The organism is Arthrobacter sp. HY1533 (genome assembly GCF_027568515.1).
GTDB lineage: Bacteria > Actinomycetota > Actinomycetes > Actinomycetales > Micrococcaceae > Specibacter.
In genome coordinates this window covers 347,592-363,307 of the sequence record NZ_JANKZF010000001.1, presented here as the reverse complement: position 1 = coordinate 363,307, position 15,716 = coordinate 347,592, and the positions used below count along the sequence as shown (strand labels likewise).

The following is a 15,716-nucleotide window of genomic DNA, read 5'->3' as shown; positions in this document are numbered from 1 at the left end:
AAGGTAGGTACATTGAGACGCGCAAAAATTGTTGCGACTTTCGGGCCGGCAATCGCCAGCTATGAAAACACACTTGCGGTACTGGAGGCGGGCGTAAACGTAGCCCGCATGAACATGAGCCACGGCGACTACACCGTGCACCAGAACACCTATGACAACGTGCGCAAGGCCGCCGGCGCACTGGGCAAGCCCGTCGCCATCATGGCTGACCTGCAGGGCCCGAAGATCCGTTTGGGCCGCTTCGCCAATGGTGAAGGCTACGACCTGGCCGTGGGCGACGTCTTCACCATCACCACCGAAGACGTCCCGGGCACCAAGGACATCTGCTCCACCACACTGAAGTCCCTCACCGAGGACGTCAAGGTCGGCGACATCATGCTGATCGACGACGGCAAGGTTTCCGTTCGCGCCACCGCCGTTGACGCCGTCAAGGTTGTCACCGAGGTCACGGTTCCGGGCAAGGTTTCCAACAACAAGGGCATCAACCTGCCCGGCGTTGCCGTGAACGTCCCCGCACTGAGCGAAAAGGATGAGGACGACCTCCGCTGGGCACTTGAGTGCGGCGTGGACCTCGTTGCGCTGTCGTTCGTTCGCGACGCGGCCGACATCACCCGCGTCCACGAGATCATGGACGAGGAAGGCCGCCGCGTGCCGGTCATCGCCAAGATCGAGAAGCCGCAGGCCGTTGCCAATCTGGAAGCCATTGTTGACGCATTCGACGCCATCATGGTTGCCCGTGGCGACCTGGGCGTGGAGCTTCCCCTGGAAGATGTCCCGCTGGTGCAGAAGCAGTGCGTTGAGATGGCACGCCGCTGGGCCAAGCCGGTCATCGTGGCCACCCAGGTGCTTGAATCCATGATCGACAACCCGCGCCCCACCCGCGCAGAGGCTTCCGACTGCGCCAACGCCGTGCTCGACGGCGCGGATGCAGTCATGCTCTCCGGCGAGACCAGCGTTGGCAAGTTCCCCATCGAAACTGTCAAGGTCATGGCCCGCATCATTGAGGCAGCCGAGGCCGAGGCCGGCATGAAGCTGATCCCGAAGCTCGGCTCCGAGCCGAAGACCCGCGGCGGCGTCATCACGGCAGCTGCCGTGCAGATCGCCAACCAGCTGGATGCCAAGTACATTGCAACGTTTACGCAGTCCGGCGACTCGGCACACCGCCTGTCCCGCCTGCGCCCGGCCAAGCAGGTCTTCGCCTTCACCCCGGACGAGCGCGTGCGCAACCAGCTGGCCCTGGCATGGGGCATTGAGCCCGTGCTGGTTCCCATGGTTGCCCACACGGACGCCATGACCGAGCAGGTCGACACCGCACTCCTGGAAAAGGGAGTTGTCTCCGAGGGCGACCTGGTTGTCATCGCAGCCGGTTCCCCTCCCGGACAGGCTGGTTCCACCAACCTGGTCAAGGTCCACAAGGTGGGCGACCTCGCCGACCTCGGCAAGGCCGGCGACCGCTCTGGCAAGGAAAAGATCGGTCCCTGGCCCGTAGGCTAGTCTCCGCATCCCGTTAGGGTACGATGGCGGCACCCGCCCAGCGCTTCAAGCGTTGGGCGGGTGCCGCCATCGGTTGTTTAACGGTGAGGTTGGGGGCGCGAACGAAAAATGACACCGATCCCGCGGGGGGATCGGTGTCATTTTCGGTGGTCGAGCTTGTCGAGACTCGGTGGTCGAGCTTGTCTACCGGTGGTCGAGCTTGTCGAGACCTAGTTGACCTGGTTGATGATGGTCTCGGCGACTTCGCGCATGCTCAGGCGACGGTCCATGGAGGTCTTCTGGATCCAGCGGAAGGCCTCGGGCTCGGAGAGGCCCATCTTGGTGGTCAGCAGGCTCTTGGCGCGCTCAACGAGCTTGCGGGTGGCGAACTGCTCCTGGAGGTCGGAAACCTCGTCCTCGAGCGCCTTGATTTCCTCGTGACGGGAGAGTGCGATTTCCAGTGCCGGGATGAGGTCGGCGGGGGTGAAGGGCTTGACCACGTAGGCCATGGCGCCGGCGTCGCGGGCGCGCTCCACGAGTTCCTTCTGGCTGAAGGCGGTCAGTAGGACCACGGGGGCAATGCGGGCCTTGACGATGTGCTCGGCGGCCGTGATGCCGTCCATGACGGGCATCTTGACGTCCATGAGGACCAGGTCGGGCTTGAGTTCCTTGGCCAGTTCAACGGCCTTCTCGCCGTTGTCGGCCTCGCCAACCACGTCGTAGCCTTCGCCGCGGAGGATCTCCATGATGTCCAGACGGATCAGGGTTTCATCCTCGGCAACAATGACGCGGCGTTTGGGGGATGTGGGCTTTGATTCCGTCTGTTCAGACACAGAAACTCCTTTGAAGAGGTGGGGTGAACCACCGGGAGCAAGTGTTCCGGCGCCCGGGGCCTTCGGTTCTACAAATAGCCTATATGCATGTAGAGTAGTTCCGCGCACTTGTTCCGAAGCGATTGACGAACAAGAGCGTGATCTTTGTAACGGTGCCGAATATGACACTTTGCGAAGGCCCGAGTGGCGGAATGGTAGACGCGCTGCACTCAAAATGCAGTATCGAAAGGTGTGTGGGTTCGAGTCCCACCTCGGGCACTTTTGTTCTAAGAATGATCTCCTGGAAACAGGGGGTCATTCTTCTTTTCCGGCCCCGTTGGTCGAGCATTCCCAGACCCGGCTGTTCCACTGTTGGGTCGTCCCATGCAGCGTCCGGGGACTCCGGCGAATAATTAGCTGCTGATTTGTTGGCGGCTCCTTGCCGACTGCCCGGAGATATTTTCTCCTCCGCAAAGTTCTTGGTGCGCCGGGGCTTAAGTGACGTTTGTGAGGTGTTGAACATATACACCCAACTCCGGTACGGTGCTGGCGAGGTCTTGATGGCCACAGGAAACCAGTGGAGTCAGCATGAATTTCACGCCGAAGTGCGCAACCACTTTTGGGTACGTGTTGCTAGTCAATCAAGCCGCGGCAACCCCGGATCTGCTACGGAGGTGTGCCTGGTCGTGGCCGGGGACCCGCTTTCGCACTTGGTCATTACCCATTGAATTGCCTCAGCGCCCATATGCCTTGACGTGAAGCTCGGCCAGGGTTGCCACAAGAATGCAGAAGTGCATCATGGCAGCCAAGGACCAGGCTTCCTCAACGTCCAGTGACGAATCTCCAGAGGCTCAGCCTGACACGGCTGCATCAAGGCCAATGGCCTCGTTCAGAACGGCCTTGAGAGCCGCGCTAGTATCGTCGCGGCGCCAGGCTGCCCGCAGATCCACGTTGTCCGTGGAGTCCTCGATGGGGACAAACACCACATGAGGATCTGTCGCGTGGAGCGCAACAGAGGCCAGGGTCAGGTGGCATCCAACTTCGGCGCTCACCAATGCCAGTGCCGTCTGCGTATCAGGGGCAACCTGAACGATGTCTGCGACGAAGCCAGCATTGAGTGCCATCCGCCGGAGCCGGTCAGGAAGGACGGCACCCTCGAATGGTGGCAGGGAGATGAAGCTGTCCCCGGCGAACCGCCCCATCGCCACACGCCGCTCCGCAGCCAGCTGGTGGGTGTTGGGCATGGCCATCACGAGGGAGTCCTGCATGACCACACGGGAAGAAACATTGGCCGGAATGGCATCCCAGCGTCCCAACACGATGTCCGTTTCCCCCTGAATCAATTTCTTCATGGCAGGCAAGGCGAAGTTTTGGCTTGAGAGTTCCAGTTGGATCCCTGGTCGTTTGGATCTCACCCGGCGGGCGAGCTCGGCAACCAGCGGGTGGGTGGATACGCCCGCGAAGGCAATGCGAACCAGCCCGGCTTCGCCGTTCTCCACCGAGCGGACGGCTTCTTCAGCCCGGCGAAGGGCATCGATGACCTCGGCGGCCGGGGATACCAGGGCCTGTCCGCTGGGTGTGAGTTTCACGGAACGGGTATTGCGGTCCAGCAGTCGAGCCCCGAGTTCGGTCTCAAGTTGTTTGATGATACGGCTGAGTGGCGGTTGGGCGATATGCAACCGCTGTGCGGCTCGTCCGAAGTGGAGCTCCTGTGCCACGGCCAGAAAGGCCTTCAACTGGCCGACGTCCATGGGTCTCCTCACGCTGGAATTATTGCTCCAACGGTATCACCAGTGCTGGGCAAGCATGATATGCGGTAATAATGCCCTATCCGGGGTGGCAATGGAATCGTGGTCAATTCCAGTCGTAGAAGCCCCGCCCGGTCTTGCGGCCCAAATGATTCGCTGCAACCTTGTCGCGGAGTATCTGCGGCGGCTCAAACCGGCTGCCCAAAGTTGAGTGGAGGTACTCGGCGATGCCCAACCGCACGTCCAGCCCAACGATGTCTGTTGTTCGCAGCGGCCCAACCGGATGTTTGTATCCCAGCACCATGGCGTTGTCGATGTCTTCTGGACTGGCCACGCCTTCTTCCACCATTCTCATTGCCTCGAGGGCAATTGCCACGCCAAGACGTGAGGAAGCAAAGCCGGGTACGTCACGCACGACGATGGCGGTCTTGCCCAATCCCGAAACCCACGCCCTTGCGGCGTCGACCGCATCTTCGGCAGTCTCCTCGCCAACCACCACTTCGATGAGCGTGGAGGCAGGGACAGGGTTGAAGAAGTGCAGCCCAACGAACCGTTTCGGATTGATGACAGAAGCCGCAAGCCCGCTGACAGACAACGACGACGTGTTGGTCGCCAAATAGGCATGGGGAGGAAGGGCTTGGGCCACGGCCTGGAGGGCTGTTGCTTTGAGGGCCTGATCCTCGGGGACAGCTTCAATGGCCAGATCGCACTGTGCAAAATCGGCGTAGTCGATGCTCACACGCAACCGGGCAAGGATCAATTCCCGGTCACCTTCCAGAAGGCCGCGCCCAAACGACGAGTCAACCGACGCGATGATGCGCTCCTGGGCGCTTCGGGCAGCGTCGCCGTTGCGCTCCACGACGACTACCCTTGATCCCTTGACCAGAAACGCATGGGCAATGCCGGCACCCATGCGGCCACCACCCAGTACGCCGACCATTGCTGGAACGTGCCCCGGAGGGCTTGGCGATGCTGCTTCGGAGCTGTTCGTCACTTGTTGTTCTTTCTGTCAAGGAACCGTTGCATGCGGTCAAATTTTTCGGGGGATTCGAAGAGAATGCCCTGGGCGAGTGTGTCGACCAGCGGGTGCGACTCCCGCGGTGCGTTGAAGGCGGACTTGGTCAGGCGTACGGCGAGGGGGTCTTGCCTGGCAATGTTGTCGGCCAGTGCATGGGCCGCATCAAGGAGCTCCTCCGACTCGACCATCTCGGTGATGAGCTGCGCTGCCAAGCATTCCGGGCCGGTCAAGGTCCGTCCGGCCAGGAGAATTTCCTTGGCCAACGGCTCTCCCACAAGTTCCTTCAGCCGCCATGTGGCCCCTGCCGCGGCAAGAATGCCGAGCCCGGTTTCGGGGTTGCCCATGCGTAGGTTTGCGGTGCCGAGGCGGAAATCGGCGGCATAGGCCAGCTCGGCACCACCGCCCAGCGCGAATCCGTCCAGGGCTGCGATGACGGGCATGGGGAGGTTGGCAATTCTTTCGAACAGTGAGGAATTGATTCCTGCCAACGCGTCCTTTCGACGGCGTTCGCGCAATTGGGCGATGTCGGCACCGGAGGCAAAGTACGCCTGGGTGCCCGCCTCAGGGTCCGCTGCTGCGCCCGTGAGGATCAGGATCTTCGGCTCTGCTTCCAAGTGGGCGCATACTGTGTGCAAATCGCGCACCATGGCGGCATCGATGGCATTGCGCACCTCCGGGCGGTGCAGTCGAACAAGCAGGCGATCCTGGCCCTCGGAGACCAGCAGCGTGGTGAATTCGTGCACGTCGAGAAAGCTGCCTGCGGCTGCCGACGCGGCATCGTCAATGGTCATTGCATACCTTCCACAAGCAGCGATGTGCCCTGGCCGACTCCCACGCACATGGATGCCAGCCCGATTTTGCTGCTGCCCCCGGCCAGCTCACGCTCCAGGCGGCCCAAAAGGGTCACCACCAACCGTGACCCTGATGAGCCGAGCGGATGACCGAGCGCGATGGCGCCGCCGTCGGCATTTACGATCTCCGGATCCAGGCGCAGCTCCCTCATGACCGCCAGGGACTGGGAGGCAAACGCTTCATTGAGCTCGACGGCGCCCAGGTCACCAACGGAGAGTCCGGCGCGATGCAGAACCTTTCGAGTGGCAGGCACGGGACCGATCCCCATGATCTCCGGCGCCACACCGGAGGAGCCACCCTCTAGGATCCTTGCCCTCGGCGTCAGCCCATATTTCTTCACGGCAGATTCGGAGGCGACGACGATGGCCGATGCCCCGTCATTGAGTGTTGAAGCGTTTCCGGCCGTTACCACGGATCCTCCCCTGACCACCGGCCGGAGCCCCGCAAGAACCTCCGGTGTTGTGCCGGGCCGGGGGCCCTCATCAGTGTCCACAAGAGTGATTCCCTTGCGTCCCTGGACGCTCACGGGCACGATCTCCTGGGCGAAATGGCCTGCAGCAATCGCTGCCAATGCGTGCTGGTGGGACCGTGCAGCGAATGCGTCGCAGTCCTCGCGTGAAATGTCGAAGACTCGGGCCACTTCCTCCGCAGTTTCCGGCATGGAGAACGTGGCCTTGCCGCTGCGGCTGTGCCCGCCGTCGACGAATGCAGGATTGGCGAAGCGCCAGCCAATTGAGGTGTCAAAGACTGCGCCCGGCTTGGCAAACGCCTTGTCTGGTTTCTCCATGACCCAGGGCGCACGGCTCATCGATTCCACGCCGCCGGCCACCACAATGTCAGCGGCGCCGGCCTTGATCATGTGACTTGCCATGATGATGGCCGAGAGGCCCGAGGCGCACAGCCGGTTGACGGTAATGCCGGGAACGCTGTCCGGGTAGCCGTTCAGCAGCCATGCCATGCGCGCCACGTTGCGGTTCTCCTCGCCGGCACCGTTGGCATTGCCCAAGATCACCTCCTCCACCACGGCAGGATCAAGTCCGGCGCGTTCGACGGCGGCGCGAACGGCTATTGCCGCAAGATCGTCGGGGCGCACCGCAGAGAGGGCACCGCCATAGCGGCCCACAGGGGTTCGGGCTCCGCCAACCAGGAAGGCCTCAGTCATGACTTCTCCTTGTCTTCATTGATAGTCCTGCTCAAATAGTCGCCCGTGCAAAGGGCATGTCGCTCAGCCGAAGGCGGAGATCCCCGTGATGTCACGGCCCACCAACAGAGCCTGCATGAAGTCCGTTCCTTCATAAGTGGATACGACCTCCATGTCAGTCATGTGGCGGATGACATGATTCTCCAGAAGGAGTCCGTTGCCGCCCAACAGGTCACGGGCTTCGTTGCAGATCCATTTGCCCTTTTGCGCCGTGGCCATCTTCACCATGGACGCCTGCGCATTCGTCAGTTGGCCGCGGTCCGCCAACTCGGCCATTCTGGTGCAGAGCAACTGCATGCAGGTGAGCTCGCTGAGCATGTTCGCCAGCCGCGACTGCACCAACTGGAACGAGCCAATGGGTTTGCCGAACTGGTGCCTGGTCAGTGCGTAGTTGGCTGCAATTTCATAGGCAGCCATGCCATGCCCCACGGCTTCCCAAGCAGCCCCTCCGCGGGTTGCCTGCAGGACCCTGGATACGTCGCGGAATGAGTGGCAACCATCCAGCCTGTTCGCCAACGGGATGCGCAGCTCGTCAATGACAATATCGGCCTGCAGGATGGCACGCTTTCCCACTTTGCCGGTGATTACGGTGGGGGAGTAGCCTGCAGGGTAGCTGCCGTGGATGTCCTTCTCAACGACGAAGGCATTGACATTGCCATCCTCCACATTCCGGGCAAACATCACGATGATGTCGGCGGCGTGGCCATTGCCGATCCACCGCTTGTGGCCGCTCAGGACCCAGTGGTCTCCCTCTAGGCGAGCCTCGGTTTCCAAGGCCACCGAGTCCGAGCCATGATCCGGTTCGGTCAGGGCGAACGCTCCTGTTTTTTCAATCCGGGCCAATGCCGGGAGCCAGCGTTGGCGTTGCTGCTCACTGCCCAGAATGTTCAGGGCGCCCATGCAGAGATTGGAGTGCACGCCCAGAAACGTGTTGAGGCTGCCATCTGCCCTGGCCATTTCGCGGGCAACCATGCCCGCGGCTTTGCGGCTCATCCCCGGGCAACCGTGGCCTTGGATCGTTGTGCCGATGATCCCGAGCCCGGCCAGCGGCGCCAGAAGTTCGGCGGGGAATTCGGCCTTCTCCCAATAGTCGTTGATGATGGGCAGGACTTGCTGTTCGGCGAAGTTGCGGACTTTGTCCCGAACCAAAACTTCGTCCGGGGTGAGGTCGTCGTCAAGGTGGAAGTAGTCTGATGTGGCAGTTTGTTGATCAGCCTTGGGGATCATGTTTTTGCGGCCCCTTCTAGAGCGTGATTGAGCTTTTGCGGTGGGTGGCGTTTCCTGCTTGGGATGGGTTCCTGCCGAGCCAGGCAAGAATTGGCTCGCGATGACCGTCGTGGTCAGGCGGAGCCATGTCATAGCTGACAGGTGTCTGCGAAAACGTTATGGGGTTTCGAATCCCCGGCAAGGCGCTGGCGCCGTGGCCGGCTGTTACCACCGGATCCAAGCCAATGTGCTCGGCAAATTCCAGGCCCTGGCGCACATCGTTAATGGGAGCGCAAGGGATTTGGGCGGCAGTGAGCATTTCGAACCATTCGGCCGAACTGCGGCACCTCAGGGCCTCGAGCAGCAGGGGCCTGAGCAGGTGCCTGTTCAAACTGCGCTGGGGGGCCGCGGCAAATCGGTCGTCCTCGGCCAAGGCCGGAGTTCCTATGGCTTGGCACAACCTGCGAAACTGCGGGTCGTTTCCAACGGCGATGACAATCTCTCCGTCACCGGTGGCCATGGGCTCGTAGGGGTAGATGCTGGGATGTTCGTTTCCGAGCCTGGTGGGCACCGTGCCGCTCAACAGGTAGCCGGCCGTCTGGTTCACCATTCCGGACAGTGCCGATGACATCAAGTTGACCTCGATCCGCTGCCCTGTCCCGCTGCGCTGGCGTTCTTGGAGTGCGGCCAAAATTCCGATGGCTGTATGCAGCCCAGTCATCACGTCAAAGACGGCCACACCGGAACGGTAGGCGGGGGTTTCAGGTGAACCCGTGACACTCATTAGCCCGGACAAGGCCTGGACGAGGAGATCGTAACCGGGCAGTGAAGCGCCACCTGCCGTCCCGAAACCCGTGATGGATGCGTAAATTACGGCGGGATTGGTGGCGGCTACGGAATCGTAGTCCAGCCCAAAGGGATTCAGCCCGTCGGGCTTGAAGTTTTCGACCATGACATCCGCCCGCCGTGCGATTTCCTGTGCAACGCTTCGATCGGCAGGATCCTTCAGATCCAGGGCGATCGATCCCTTGTTGCGGTTGATCGAGAGGTAGTAAGTTGATTCGCCATTGCGCACGGGCGGGCGCCAATCCCGGGTCTCGTCACCGCTCGGACTTTCGATCTTCACCACTGTGGCACCCATGTCGGCCAGCAGCATGGTGCAATAGGGGCCCGCCAGCACGCGCCCAAAATCGGCCACGAGCAGCCCGGACAAGGGCCCTGTGCCGGTGCGGCCGAACAGATCAGAGGTGAGATGGTCTGCGGACGGCATGAAGCCTGCGTCCGGCAGTGCCTTGTCGGTGGGGTGCGGATCAAGCGTCACGGTACTCCTCGGAATCTTGGTTGACGCCTTAACTTTCGCAGTTGGATTACTTCCAGTCCAATACTTATTGGGATGCCTATTGATGTGCATTCTGCAATAATCAAATAGGACATTAACCCGCTTTGCCGCCCGGAGCGTGCTCGGGGCGGCAAGAAGCGAAGATGGCTGGAGGCGGAGGTTTGCTAGGCCGCCGGAATCCGTATGAGCTTCTTGTTGGCGAATTCATTGATGCCCAAATGTGCCAATTCCCGCCCAAAGCCAGAACGTTTGACGCCGCCAAAGGGTAAGTCGGCGGCACTGCGGCTGGTGCTGTTGATCCAGACCATTCCGGTTTCGAGCCGTTCGGCAAGCAGCTTGGCGGACTCGACATCCCTCGTAAAAATGGAGCTGGACAAGCCGTAGGGGGAATCGTTGGCCAGGTCGATGGCCTCGTCCGTTGACTCCACACGGTAGACCACGGCCGCGGGGCCAAAGATCTCCTCCGAGTAGGCTCGCATTCCAGGAGTAACACCGGTCAGTACTGTCGCGGGATAGTAGGCCCCAGATCCTGCGGGTCCTTGTCCGCCAACGACCGCGATGGCGCCCTTTGACGTTGCGTCGTCGACGATTTCTGCAATTTCATCGGCAGCCGACTTGGAAGACAGCGGTCCGTAGGCCGTCGCTGCGTTTGTGGGATCTCCGGGGGTGATGCTGGACATCGCCTGCGCGTAGCGACTCAGGAACTCGTCATAAATATCGCCAACAATGATGAAGCGTTTGGAAGCTGTGCAAGCCTGGCCTCCGTTGTACATTCGGCCAGAGACGGCACCCGCCACGGCAATGTCCAGATCAGCATCCGGCAGCACAATGAACGGATCGGAACCACCAAGTTCGAGCAAGACCTTTTTCAGGTGGCGTCCTGCCACTTCGGCAACGGCAGATCCGGCCCTCTCCGAGCCCGTCAGCGAGACGCCCTGAATGCGTGGATCAGCGATCATGGTGGCAATCTGGCCGGATGTGGCGAAAGCATTGATGTAGGCATCCGCCGGGAGCCCAGCCTCCCGGAAAATGGCTTCAATGGCCAATGCGGACTGTGGGCAATTGCTGGAGTGCTTCAAAATGACGGTATTGCCCAGCGCGATGTTCGGTGCGGCAAAGCGGGCCACCTGATAGTACGGAAAGTTCCAGGGCATGATGCCAACAAGAGGGCCGATTGCCTCAGTGCGGACCACTGCTGTGCCCGGCCCCTTGATGTCCAGGGGTTCCTCTTGGAGGAACCGTTCGGCATTGTCGGCATAGTAGTCATAGATGGAAGCGACGAGGGCAACCTCGCCTTGGGCCTCCGTCGTCGGCTTTCCTATCTCAAGAGTCAGGAGGGCGGCCAGTTCCGCAGAGCGCTCACGGTGAAGTGCTGCCACACGGCCGAGGACCGCTGCGCGCTCAGGGAGCGGGCGAGCCCGCCACTGCTGATACTGCGTGAAGGAGCGTTCTGTGATGCTCTCCACCGCCGCATCGGTGAGAGTGGGAAATTCGGCCACGAGCTCGCCGGTCGCCGGGTTGATGGATGCATACTTACTCATAGTTCAAGGTTCCTTCTGCGGGCAGATTCTTAGGTCTCAGGACTCACGATGCCAGCAGAACTGTCATGCAGTCCAATACTAATTGGGGGCGGAATTTATGATGATTATGTACTAATGAGTGCGGCGCCGGCCCCGAAGGCGTCTAGTTTGGCTAGCATATCGGGACAAGCATGTTGCTATCGCAAATGAACGCACGAGCAACTGTGGCGAATTATTACAGAAGGTGGCGCATGGAACTTCGCAGTCTCAAGGGGTTTGTGATGGTCGCTGAGGAACTGCATTTCGGCAGGGCCGCAGAGCGGCTTCAAATGGCCCAGCCCCAGCTCAGCCAGCAAATCAAGGCTCTGGAAAAAGAACTTCACGTCAAGTTGTTTGAACGCAATACACGATCCGTGACCCTCACCGAAGCGGGTGAGGCGTTCCTGGATCCGGCACGAACAGTTCTTATCGACGCAGAGCTCGCCATGCGGGCCGCAACCATAGGCCGGGCCGGCATTGTTGGACGCATCAAAGTTGGCTATGCAGGCGCAAGCAGCAGGGAAGCGCTGCCGACCCTGGCCCGCGCGGTCCGTGTGGAGCAGCCCGGAATTGAGCTAGTGCTATTGGGGCAAATTTACGGTGGAGCTGCCGTGCGCAAGGTGCTCAGTGGTGAGCTCGACATTGGATTTGCCAGGTATCCCATCACCAATGACGGCGTGTCAACCCACATTTACGAGTACGAGCGCCTGGTGGTTGCGCTGCCCTCGGACCATCGACTGGCCAATGAAGCATCGATCGACCTGCGTGACCTGGCCGAAGATCGTTTCGTGTCTTTTCCGGGCACTTTGGGGTCCACCATCAGGGATGCCACAGTTCATTTGGCTCTTCAAGCGGGGTTCGTTCCACGGATCCTGCAGGAAGCGCCGGATTCCTACACGATCCTTGGCTTGGTCGCCGCGGGCGTGGGCGTAACAATCACCGCATCATCGGTGCAGCACGTGAATTTTCCGGGCCTCGTCTACAAGGAGATCAGGGGCAGGGTGCCCCATCTGGCCGCTGCGTTGGTGTGGCGGCGAGATGACAATGCCCGTGACCTGCAGGCTGTTTTGAACATTGTCCGCCATGCAATGCCGCAGCCACTGGCGGTGCCTGACTACATCATCAACTAAGACAGAATCCGCATAACTGAAATAAGAACTAAGTATTGGACTTGACTAGTCCTCATCTGGGATCGTGGACTTTCAGCAGGTCCAGTGGCCCCCATCACGTTGATGTGACGGGGGTTGTCCGCGAAATATACAGAACGAGGATTCGACGATGAATAAGTCAGGTTCATTCTTCCAGCCGTCCCGGCGCGCCTTTCTTGGCGCTGGTGTCCTAGCTGCCGCAATGTTGGCCACGGCGGCATGCGGCGGTCCCGCCAAGGAATCGGGCGGCGTTGGTACTGCCGAAAAGCCGGTCGAGCTGAGGATTCTCGCCAACGATGGATACGCCAAGCAGTGGCAGGAACAAATGGTTCCGGAATTCAACAAGAAGTTCCCCAACATCAAGGTGACCATCGATGGTGTTCCGTACGGAGACCAGCTGGCCAAGACGATGCTTGAACTGACGGCTGCAGACCCTACCTACGACATTGTCATGGCTGATGATCCGTGGATCCCGCAGATGGCTTCAACCGGCGCCCTGCTTGACCTGAAGAAGGACGCGGCCGATTGGACTGACGCCAGCTACGACTGGAACGACTTCAACGCCGCTCCGCTGGCCGCAGGGGAGTGGGAGGGCGTCCAGTACGGCGTCCCGTTGCGCTCCAACATGCTGATGATGTTCTACAACAAGTCCCTCTACAAGGAGGCCGGCGTTCCCGAACCCACACCCAAGCTCACTTGGGACGACTACATGGCTCAGGCGCCCAAGCTGGTGCGGGACACCAACGGCGACGGCAAGGATGACACCTGGGCGGTGGGCACCTACTTCACCCGTGATCCGTTGACGCCGACTGTGTGGCAGACCATCTTCAATGCCAACGGCGGGGAGCTCCTTGACGGGGACAACAAGCCCGCATTCAACAACGAGACCGGTGTGTCAGCCGTTCAGACGCACGTGGATCTGCTCAAGTACGCACCTCCCGGTGCCTCAACCTGGCAGTTCACCGAGCCGCTGGAAGCGTTTCGGCAAGGGAAAACGGCCACCATGTTCAACTGGGGCAGCGTTTACAGGGGAACCGCCATCGATCCCAAGACCACCACATTGAAGGCTGACCAGGTTGGCATTCAGGTCATGCCGGCCGGATCCAAGAGCTCTGGAACACACCGAGGCATCTGGAGTGGTGCCATCGCCAGCCGCGGACAGAATACGGAGGCTGCGTGGAAGCTCGTTGAATGGCTGAGTTCCAAGGAAGGCGAAGTGTGGCAGTCAAACACCTTGGGTGTGTTCCCGGCACGAACCTCAACACTTGACTCGACCCCGGAGCAGGCCTGGCTTAGCCCAGTATTCGATGCACTGAAGATTGCCTATGCCGACGCTGAAACCGGCAAGATGTGGCGCCCACGGTTGACCAACTCCGACGAGGTGCAGCGAATCCTGGCCGACCAGACTGCGGTTGCCATGGCGGATCCGAACCAAACGGCCAAGGCCCTCAACGACGCTGCGGCCGAAATTGAGAAAGCACTGTCCAAGTAATGCGCTCCCCAAGTCTCCTCCCCAAAACGCAGGAAGCCAGCGAAACCCCGCCACCATCACGGCGAGCTGTGAAAGCCGGTTATTCCCAGCCTTCGCGTGCCAGATTGAAAGTCAATGATCTGCTCAGTAAGTGGACCTTTCTCGGGCCCACCACCCTTCTCCTTTTGGCCCTCCTGGCCTACCCCATCTTCTACACGATTCAAATCAGCTTCTCCGATCTGAATCTGGCTACTTTTGCGCCCAAGGGGTGGGTCGGGTGGGACAACTACATAGAGGCCATCACGGATCCGGGATTCCTCAACTCCCTGAAGGTCACCGGCATCTACCTGGTGCTTGCCCTTCCCCTGCAGATGGTGCTTGGCTTTGGCATCGCCTACCTGCTGAACGTGGAGTGGAAGTGGCGCGGACTGGTCCGCGCACTGTTCCTGATCCCCATGGTGGTGGCTCCCGTTGTCGCGGGCGGCGTGTGGAAAATGCTCCTCGACCCGCTCTGGGGAATCGTCAACTACGTGTTGGGATTTGCAGGCATCGGCCCCCTGAACTGGCTGGGTGACCCGAACCTTGCCATGATCAGCATTGTCTTGATCGACACCTGGCGCTGGACCCCGTTCATCGTCCTGATTGCATCGGCCGCCATGCTGGCGCTGCCCCGCGACGTTTTCGAAGCCGCGGCCGTGGACGGTGCACGCTGGTGGCACACACTGATCCACGTCAGCCTTCCCATGCTGGCCAGCGCCATCGGCGCGGTGTTCGTGGTTCGCTGGCTCGGCGCCGTGAAAATGTTTGACATTGCCCTGGCCGCGACCAGGGGCGGGCCGGGCCAATCGACAAACGTCGTCAACCTCTACATCTACGAGGAAGCATTCCGTTCGCTCAAATTCGCCGAATCATCAGCAATGGCGGTCATCGTTCTTGTTCTCACCATGATCATGACGATGATCTTCCTCCGCACAACCAAGAAACTTGAGGACCGGTTTTGAGCACCACGACACTGAAGCTTCGCAAAGGAAAAGTAAACCCAGGGCGCATGTTTCGCATCGTTGCCGGTGTAGCCATCTGTCTTGGCTTCCTCCTGCCCGTCCTCTGGATGATTTCGACGTCGTTCAAGTTGCCCACCGACATTTTCACGACGCCGCCGAGAATCTTCTCCACCTTCACCATGGACAACTACACCAGCTACATGCAGCAGGCCGACATCGGCCGGAGAATGGTCAATACGGTCATAGTTGCGGCCGGCGCAGGCGTGCTCTCGCTGGTGCTGGGAACCATGTCCGGCTACGCCCTGTCCCGCCTGAACATCAAGGGCGGGGCAACCATCGGCGTCCTGATTCTTGCCTCCCGCGGTGTGCCGCCGATCGCACTGGCTGTGCCAATGTTCCTCGTGGCACGCACCTTGGGCATCACCGACATGCATATCACGCTGATTCTGGCGTACTGCACCTTCCTGATCCCCTACGTGATGTGGCTGATGCGTTCATTCTTTGCAGCCCTGCCCAAGGAACTTGAGGAATCCGCCATGTTGGACGGCGCCTCCAGGCTGGGCACATTCTTTAGGATCATTGTGCCCATCTCAATGCCTGGCATTGTCTCTACCTTGATTTTCAGCATCATTCTCGCCTGGGAGGAACTGCTCTTTGCCCTCATTCTGACCAATAGGCACGCAGCAACCATTCCCGTTGCAATCGCCGGCATGGCGGCCGACACGGAGAATGGTGCCATGTGGGGAGCCTTGACGGCCGTTGGCACGCTCACAGTAATCCCCGTGGTTATTTTTGCCCTGATGGTTCAAAAACATCTCATCAACGGCCTGGCCGAGGGCGCCACCAAGGGATGACCTCCCACCGAGGACGATTTACCGTTTGATTCTC

Annotated in this window: 13 protein-coding genes and 1 tRNA gene; 6 read left to right on the top strand and 8 right to left on the bottom strand. The window is 60.4% G+C overall.

The features are described from left to right. Nucleotides 1-12 precede the first annotated feature (12 nt). Entirely contained in the window at nucleotides 13-1,494 is a 1,482-nt protein-coding gene (gene pyk, locus PCK14_RS01710) for a pyruvate kinase (protein WP_269936731.1), read from the top strand. 209 nt (nucleotides 1,495-1,703) lie between these two features. Here the strand turns inward: pyk and PCK14_RS01705 are convergent, their stop codons facing one another. Then, nucleotides 1,704-2,306, bottom strand: a complete 603-nt coding sequence (locus PCK14_RS01705; RefSeq protein ID WP_269936730.1) for an ANTAR domain-containing response regulator — start codon at nucleotides 2,304-2,306, stop codon at nucleotides 1,704-1,706. Between the two features lie 177 nt (nucleotides 2,307-2,483). Here PCK14_RS01705 and PCK14_RS01700 point away from each other — a divergent pair. Then, nucleotides 2,484-2,564 (top strand) — tRNA-Leu (locus tag PCK14_RS01700). Between the two features lie 572 nt (nucleotides 2,565-3,136). On the opposite strand, the gene PCK14_RS01695 is transcribed toward PCK14_RS01700, so the two are convergent. From PCK14_RS01695 to PCK14_RS01665, 7 genes are all read right to left on the bottom strand, one after another. Then, nucleotides 3,137-4,036 carry a LysR substrate-binding domain-containing protein gene (locus PCK14_RS01695; protein WP_269936729.1) on the bottom strand — a complete coding sequence of 300 codons (900 nt, stop codon included), beginning with the start codon at nucleotides 4,034-4,036 and terminating at the stop codon, nucleotides 3,137-3,139. A 103-nt stretch (nucleotides 4,037-4,139) separates the two neighbouring features. Beyond that, complete coding sequence (locus PCK14_RS01690) at nucleotides 4,140-4,973, bottom strand: 3-hydroxyacyl-CoA dehydrogenase family protein (protein WP_269936728.1); 834 nt, start codon at nucleotides 4,971-4,973, stop codon at nucleotides 4,140-4,142. A 50-nt stretch (nucleotides 4,974-5,023) separates the two neighbouring features. Next, the gene (locus PCK14_RS01685; RefSeq protein ID WP_269936727.1) at nucleotides 5,024-5,842 is read right to left on the bottom strand and encodes an enoyl-CoA hydratase/isomerase family protein; all 819 of its coding nucleotides are present in this window, start codon (nucleotides 5,840-5,842) and stop codon (nucleotides 5,024-5,026) included. Continuing rightward, nucleotides 5,839-7,065 carry a thiolase family protein gene (locus PCK14_RS01680; protein ID WP_269936726.1) on the bottom strand — a complete coding sequence of 409 codons (1,227 nt, stop codon included), beginning with the start codon at nucleotides 7,063-7,065 and terminating at the stop codon, nucleotides 5,839-5,841. Before PCK14_RS01680 ends, PCK14_RS01685 begins: the two co-directional genes overlap by 4 nt. A 63-nt stretch (nucleotides 7,066-7,128) precedes the next feature. Beyond that, nucleotides 7,129-8,331, bottom strand: a complete 1,203-nt coding sequence (locus tag PCK14_RS01675; protein WP_269936725.1) for an acyl-CoA dehydrogenase family protein — start codon at nucleotides 8,329-8,331, stop codon at nucleotides 7,129-7,131. A gap of 16 nt (nucleotides 8,332-8,347) precedes the next feature. Further along, nucleotides 8,348-9,721 (bottom strand): CaiB/BaiF CoA transferase family protein, encoded by a 1,374-nt coding sequence (locus PCK14_RS01670; RefSeq protein ID WP_333474336.1) that lies wholly within the window; start codon nucleotides 9,719-9,721, stop codon nucleotides 8,348-8,350. A 92-nt stretch (nucleotides 9,722-9,813) separates the two neighbouring features. Then, complete coding sequence (locus PCK14_RS01665; protein WP_269936724.1) at nucleotides 9,814-11,190, bottom strand: NAD-dependent succinate-semialdehyde dehydrogenase; 1,377 nt, start codon at nucleotides 11,188-11,190, stop codon at nucleotides 9,814-9,816. Nucleotides 11,191-11,420: 230 nt separating this feature from the next. Here PCK14_RS01665 and PCK14_RS01660 point away from each other — a divergent pair, with 230 nt between their 5' ends. The 4 genes from PCK14_RS01660 to PCK14_RS01645 all read left to right on the top strand — a co-directional run bounded on the left by PCK14_RS01660 (nucleotide 11,421) and on the right by PCK14_RS01645 (nucleotide 15,682). Then, nucleotides 11,421-12,338 carry a LysR family transcriptional regulator gene (locus tag PCK14_RS01660; RefSeq protein ID WP_269936723.1) on the top strand — a complete coding sequence of 306 codons (918 nt, stop codon included), beginning with the start codon at nucleotides 11,421-11,423 and terminating at the stop codon, nucleotides 12,336-12,338. A gap of 148 nt (nucleotides 12,339-12,486) precedes the next feature. Further along, on the top strand, nucleotides 12,487-13,848 hold the full coding sequence (locus PCK14_RS01655) for an ABC transporter substrate-binding protein (RefSeq protein ID WP_269936722.1): 1,362 nt from the start codon (nucleotides 12,487-12,489) through the stop codon (nucleotides 13,846-13,848). A 104-nt stretch (nucleotides 13,849-13,952) separates the two neighbouring features. Next, complete coding sequence (locus tag PCK14_RS01650; RefSeq protein WP_269936721.1) at nucleotides 13,953-14,828, top strand: carbohydrate ABC transporter permease; 876 nt, start codon at nucleotides 13,953-13,955, stop codon at nucleotides 14,826-14,828. Nucleotides 14,829-14,875: 47 nt separating this feature from the next. Beyond that, nucleotides 14,876-15,682, top strand: a complete 807-nt coding sequence (locus PCK14_RS01645; protein WP_269936720.1) for a carbohydrate ABC transporter permease — start codon at nucleotides 14,876-14,878, stop codon at nucleotides 15,680-15,682. The last annotated feature ends 34 nt before the right edge of the window (nucleotides 15,683-15,716 follow it).

Coding starts and splice junctions, on each gene's coding strand:
- PCK14_RS01645 (WP_269936720.1), top strand. CDS start 14,876: ATGTTTCGCATCGTTGCCGGTGTAGCCATCTGTCTTGGCTTCCTCCTG.
- PCK14_RS01695 (WP_269936729.1), bottom strand. CDS start 4,036: ATGGACGTCGGCCAGTTGAAGGCCTTTCTGGCCGTGGCACAGGAGCTC.
- PCK14_RS01685 (WP_269936727.1), bottom strand. CDS start 5,842: ATGACCATTGACGATGCCGCGTCGGCAGCCGCAGGCAGCTTTCTCGAC.
- PCK14_RS01690 (WP_269936728.1), bottom strand. CDS start 4,973: ATGGTCGGCGTACTGGGTGGTGGCCGCATGGGTGCCGGCATTGCCCAT.
- PCK14_RS01655 (WP_269936722.1), top strand. CDS start 12,487: ATGAATAAGTCAGGTTCATTCTTCCAGCCGTCCCGGCGCGCCTTTCTT.
- PCK14_RS01665 (WP_269936724.1), bottom strand. CDS start 11,190: ATGAGTAAGTATGCATCCATCAACCCGGCGACCGGCGAGCTCGTGGCC.
- PCK14_RS01670 (WP_333474336.1), bottom strand. CDS start 9,721: ATGCACATCAATAGGCATCCCAATAAGTATTGGACTGGAAGTAATCCA.
- PCK14_RS01660 (WP_269936723.1), top strand. CDS start 11,421: ATGGAACTTCGCAGTCTCAAGGGGTTTGTGATGGTCGCTGAGGAACTG.
- PCK14_RS01680 (WP_269936726.1), bottom strand. CDS start 7,065: ATGACTGAGGCCTTCCTGGTTGGCGGAGCCCGAACCCCTGTGGGCCGC.
- PCK14_RS01675 (WP_269936725.1), bottom strand. CDS start 8,331: ATGATCCCCAAGGCTGATCAACAAACTGCCACATCAGACTACTTCCAC.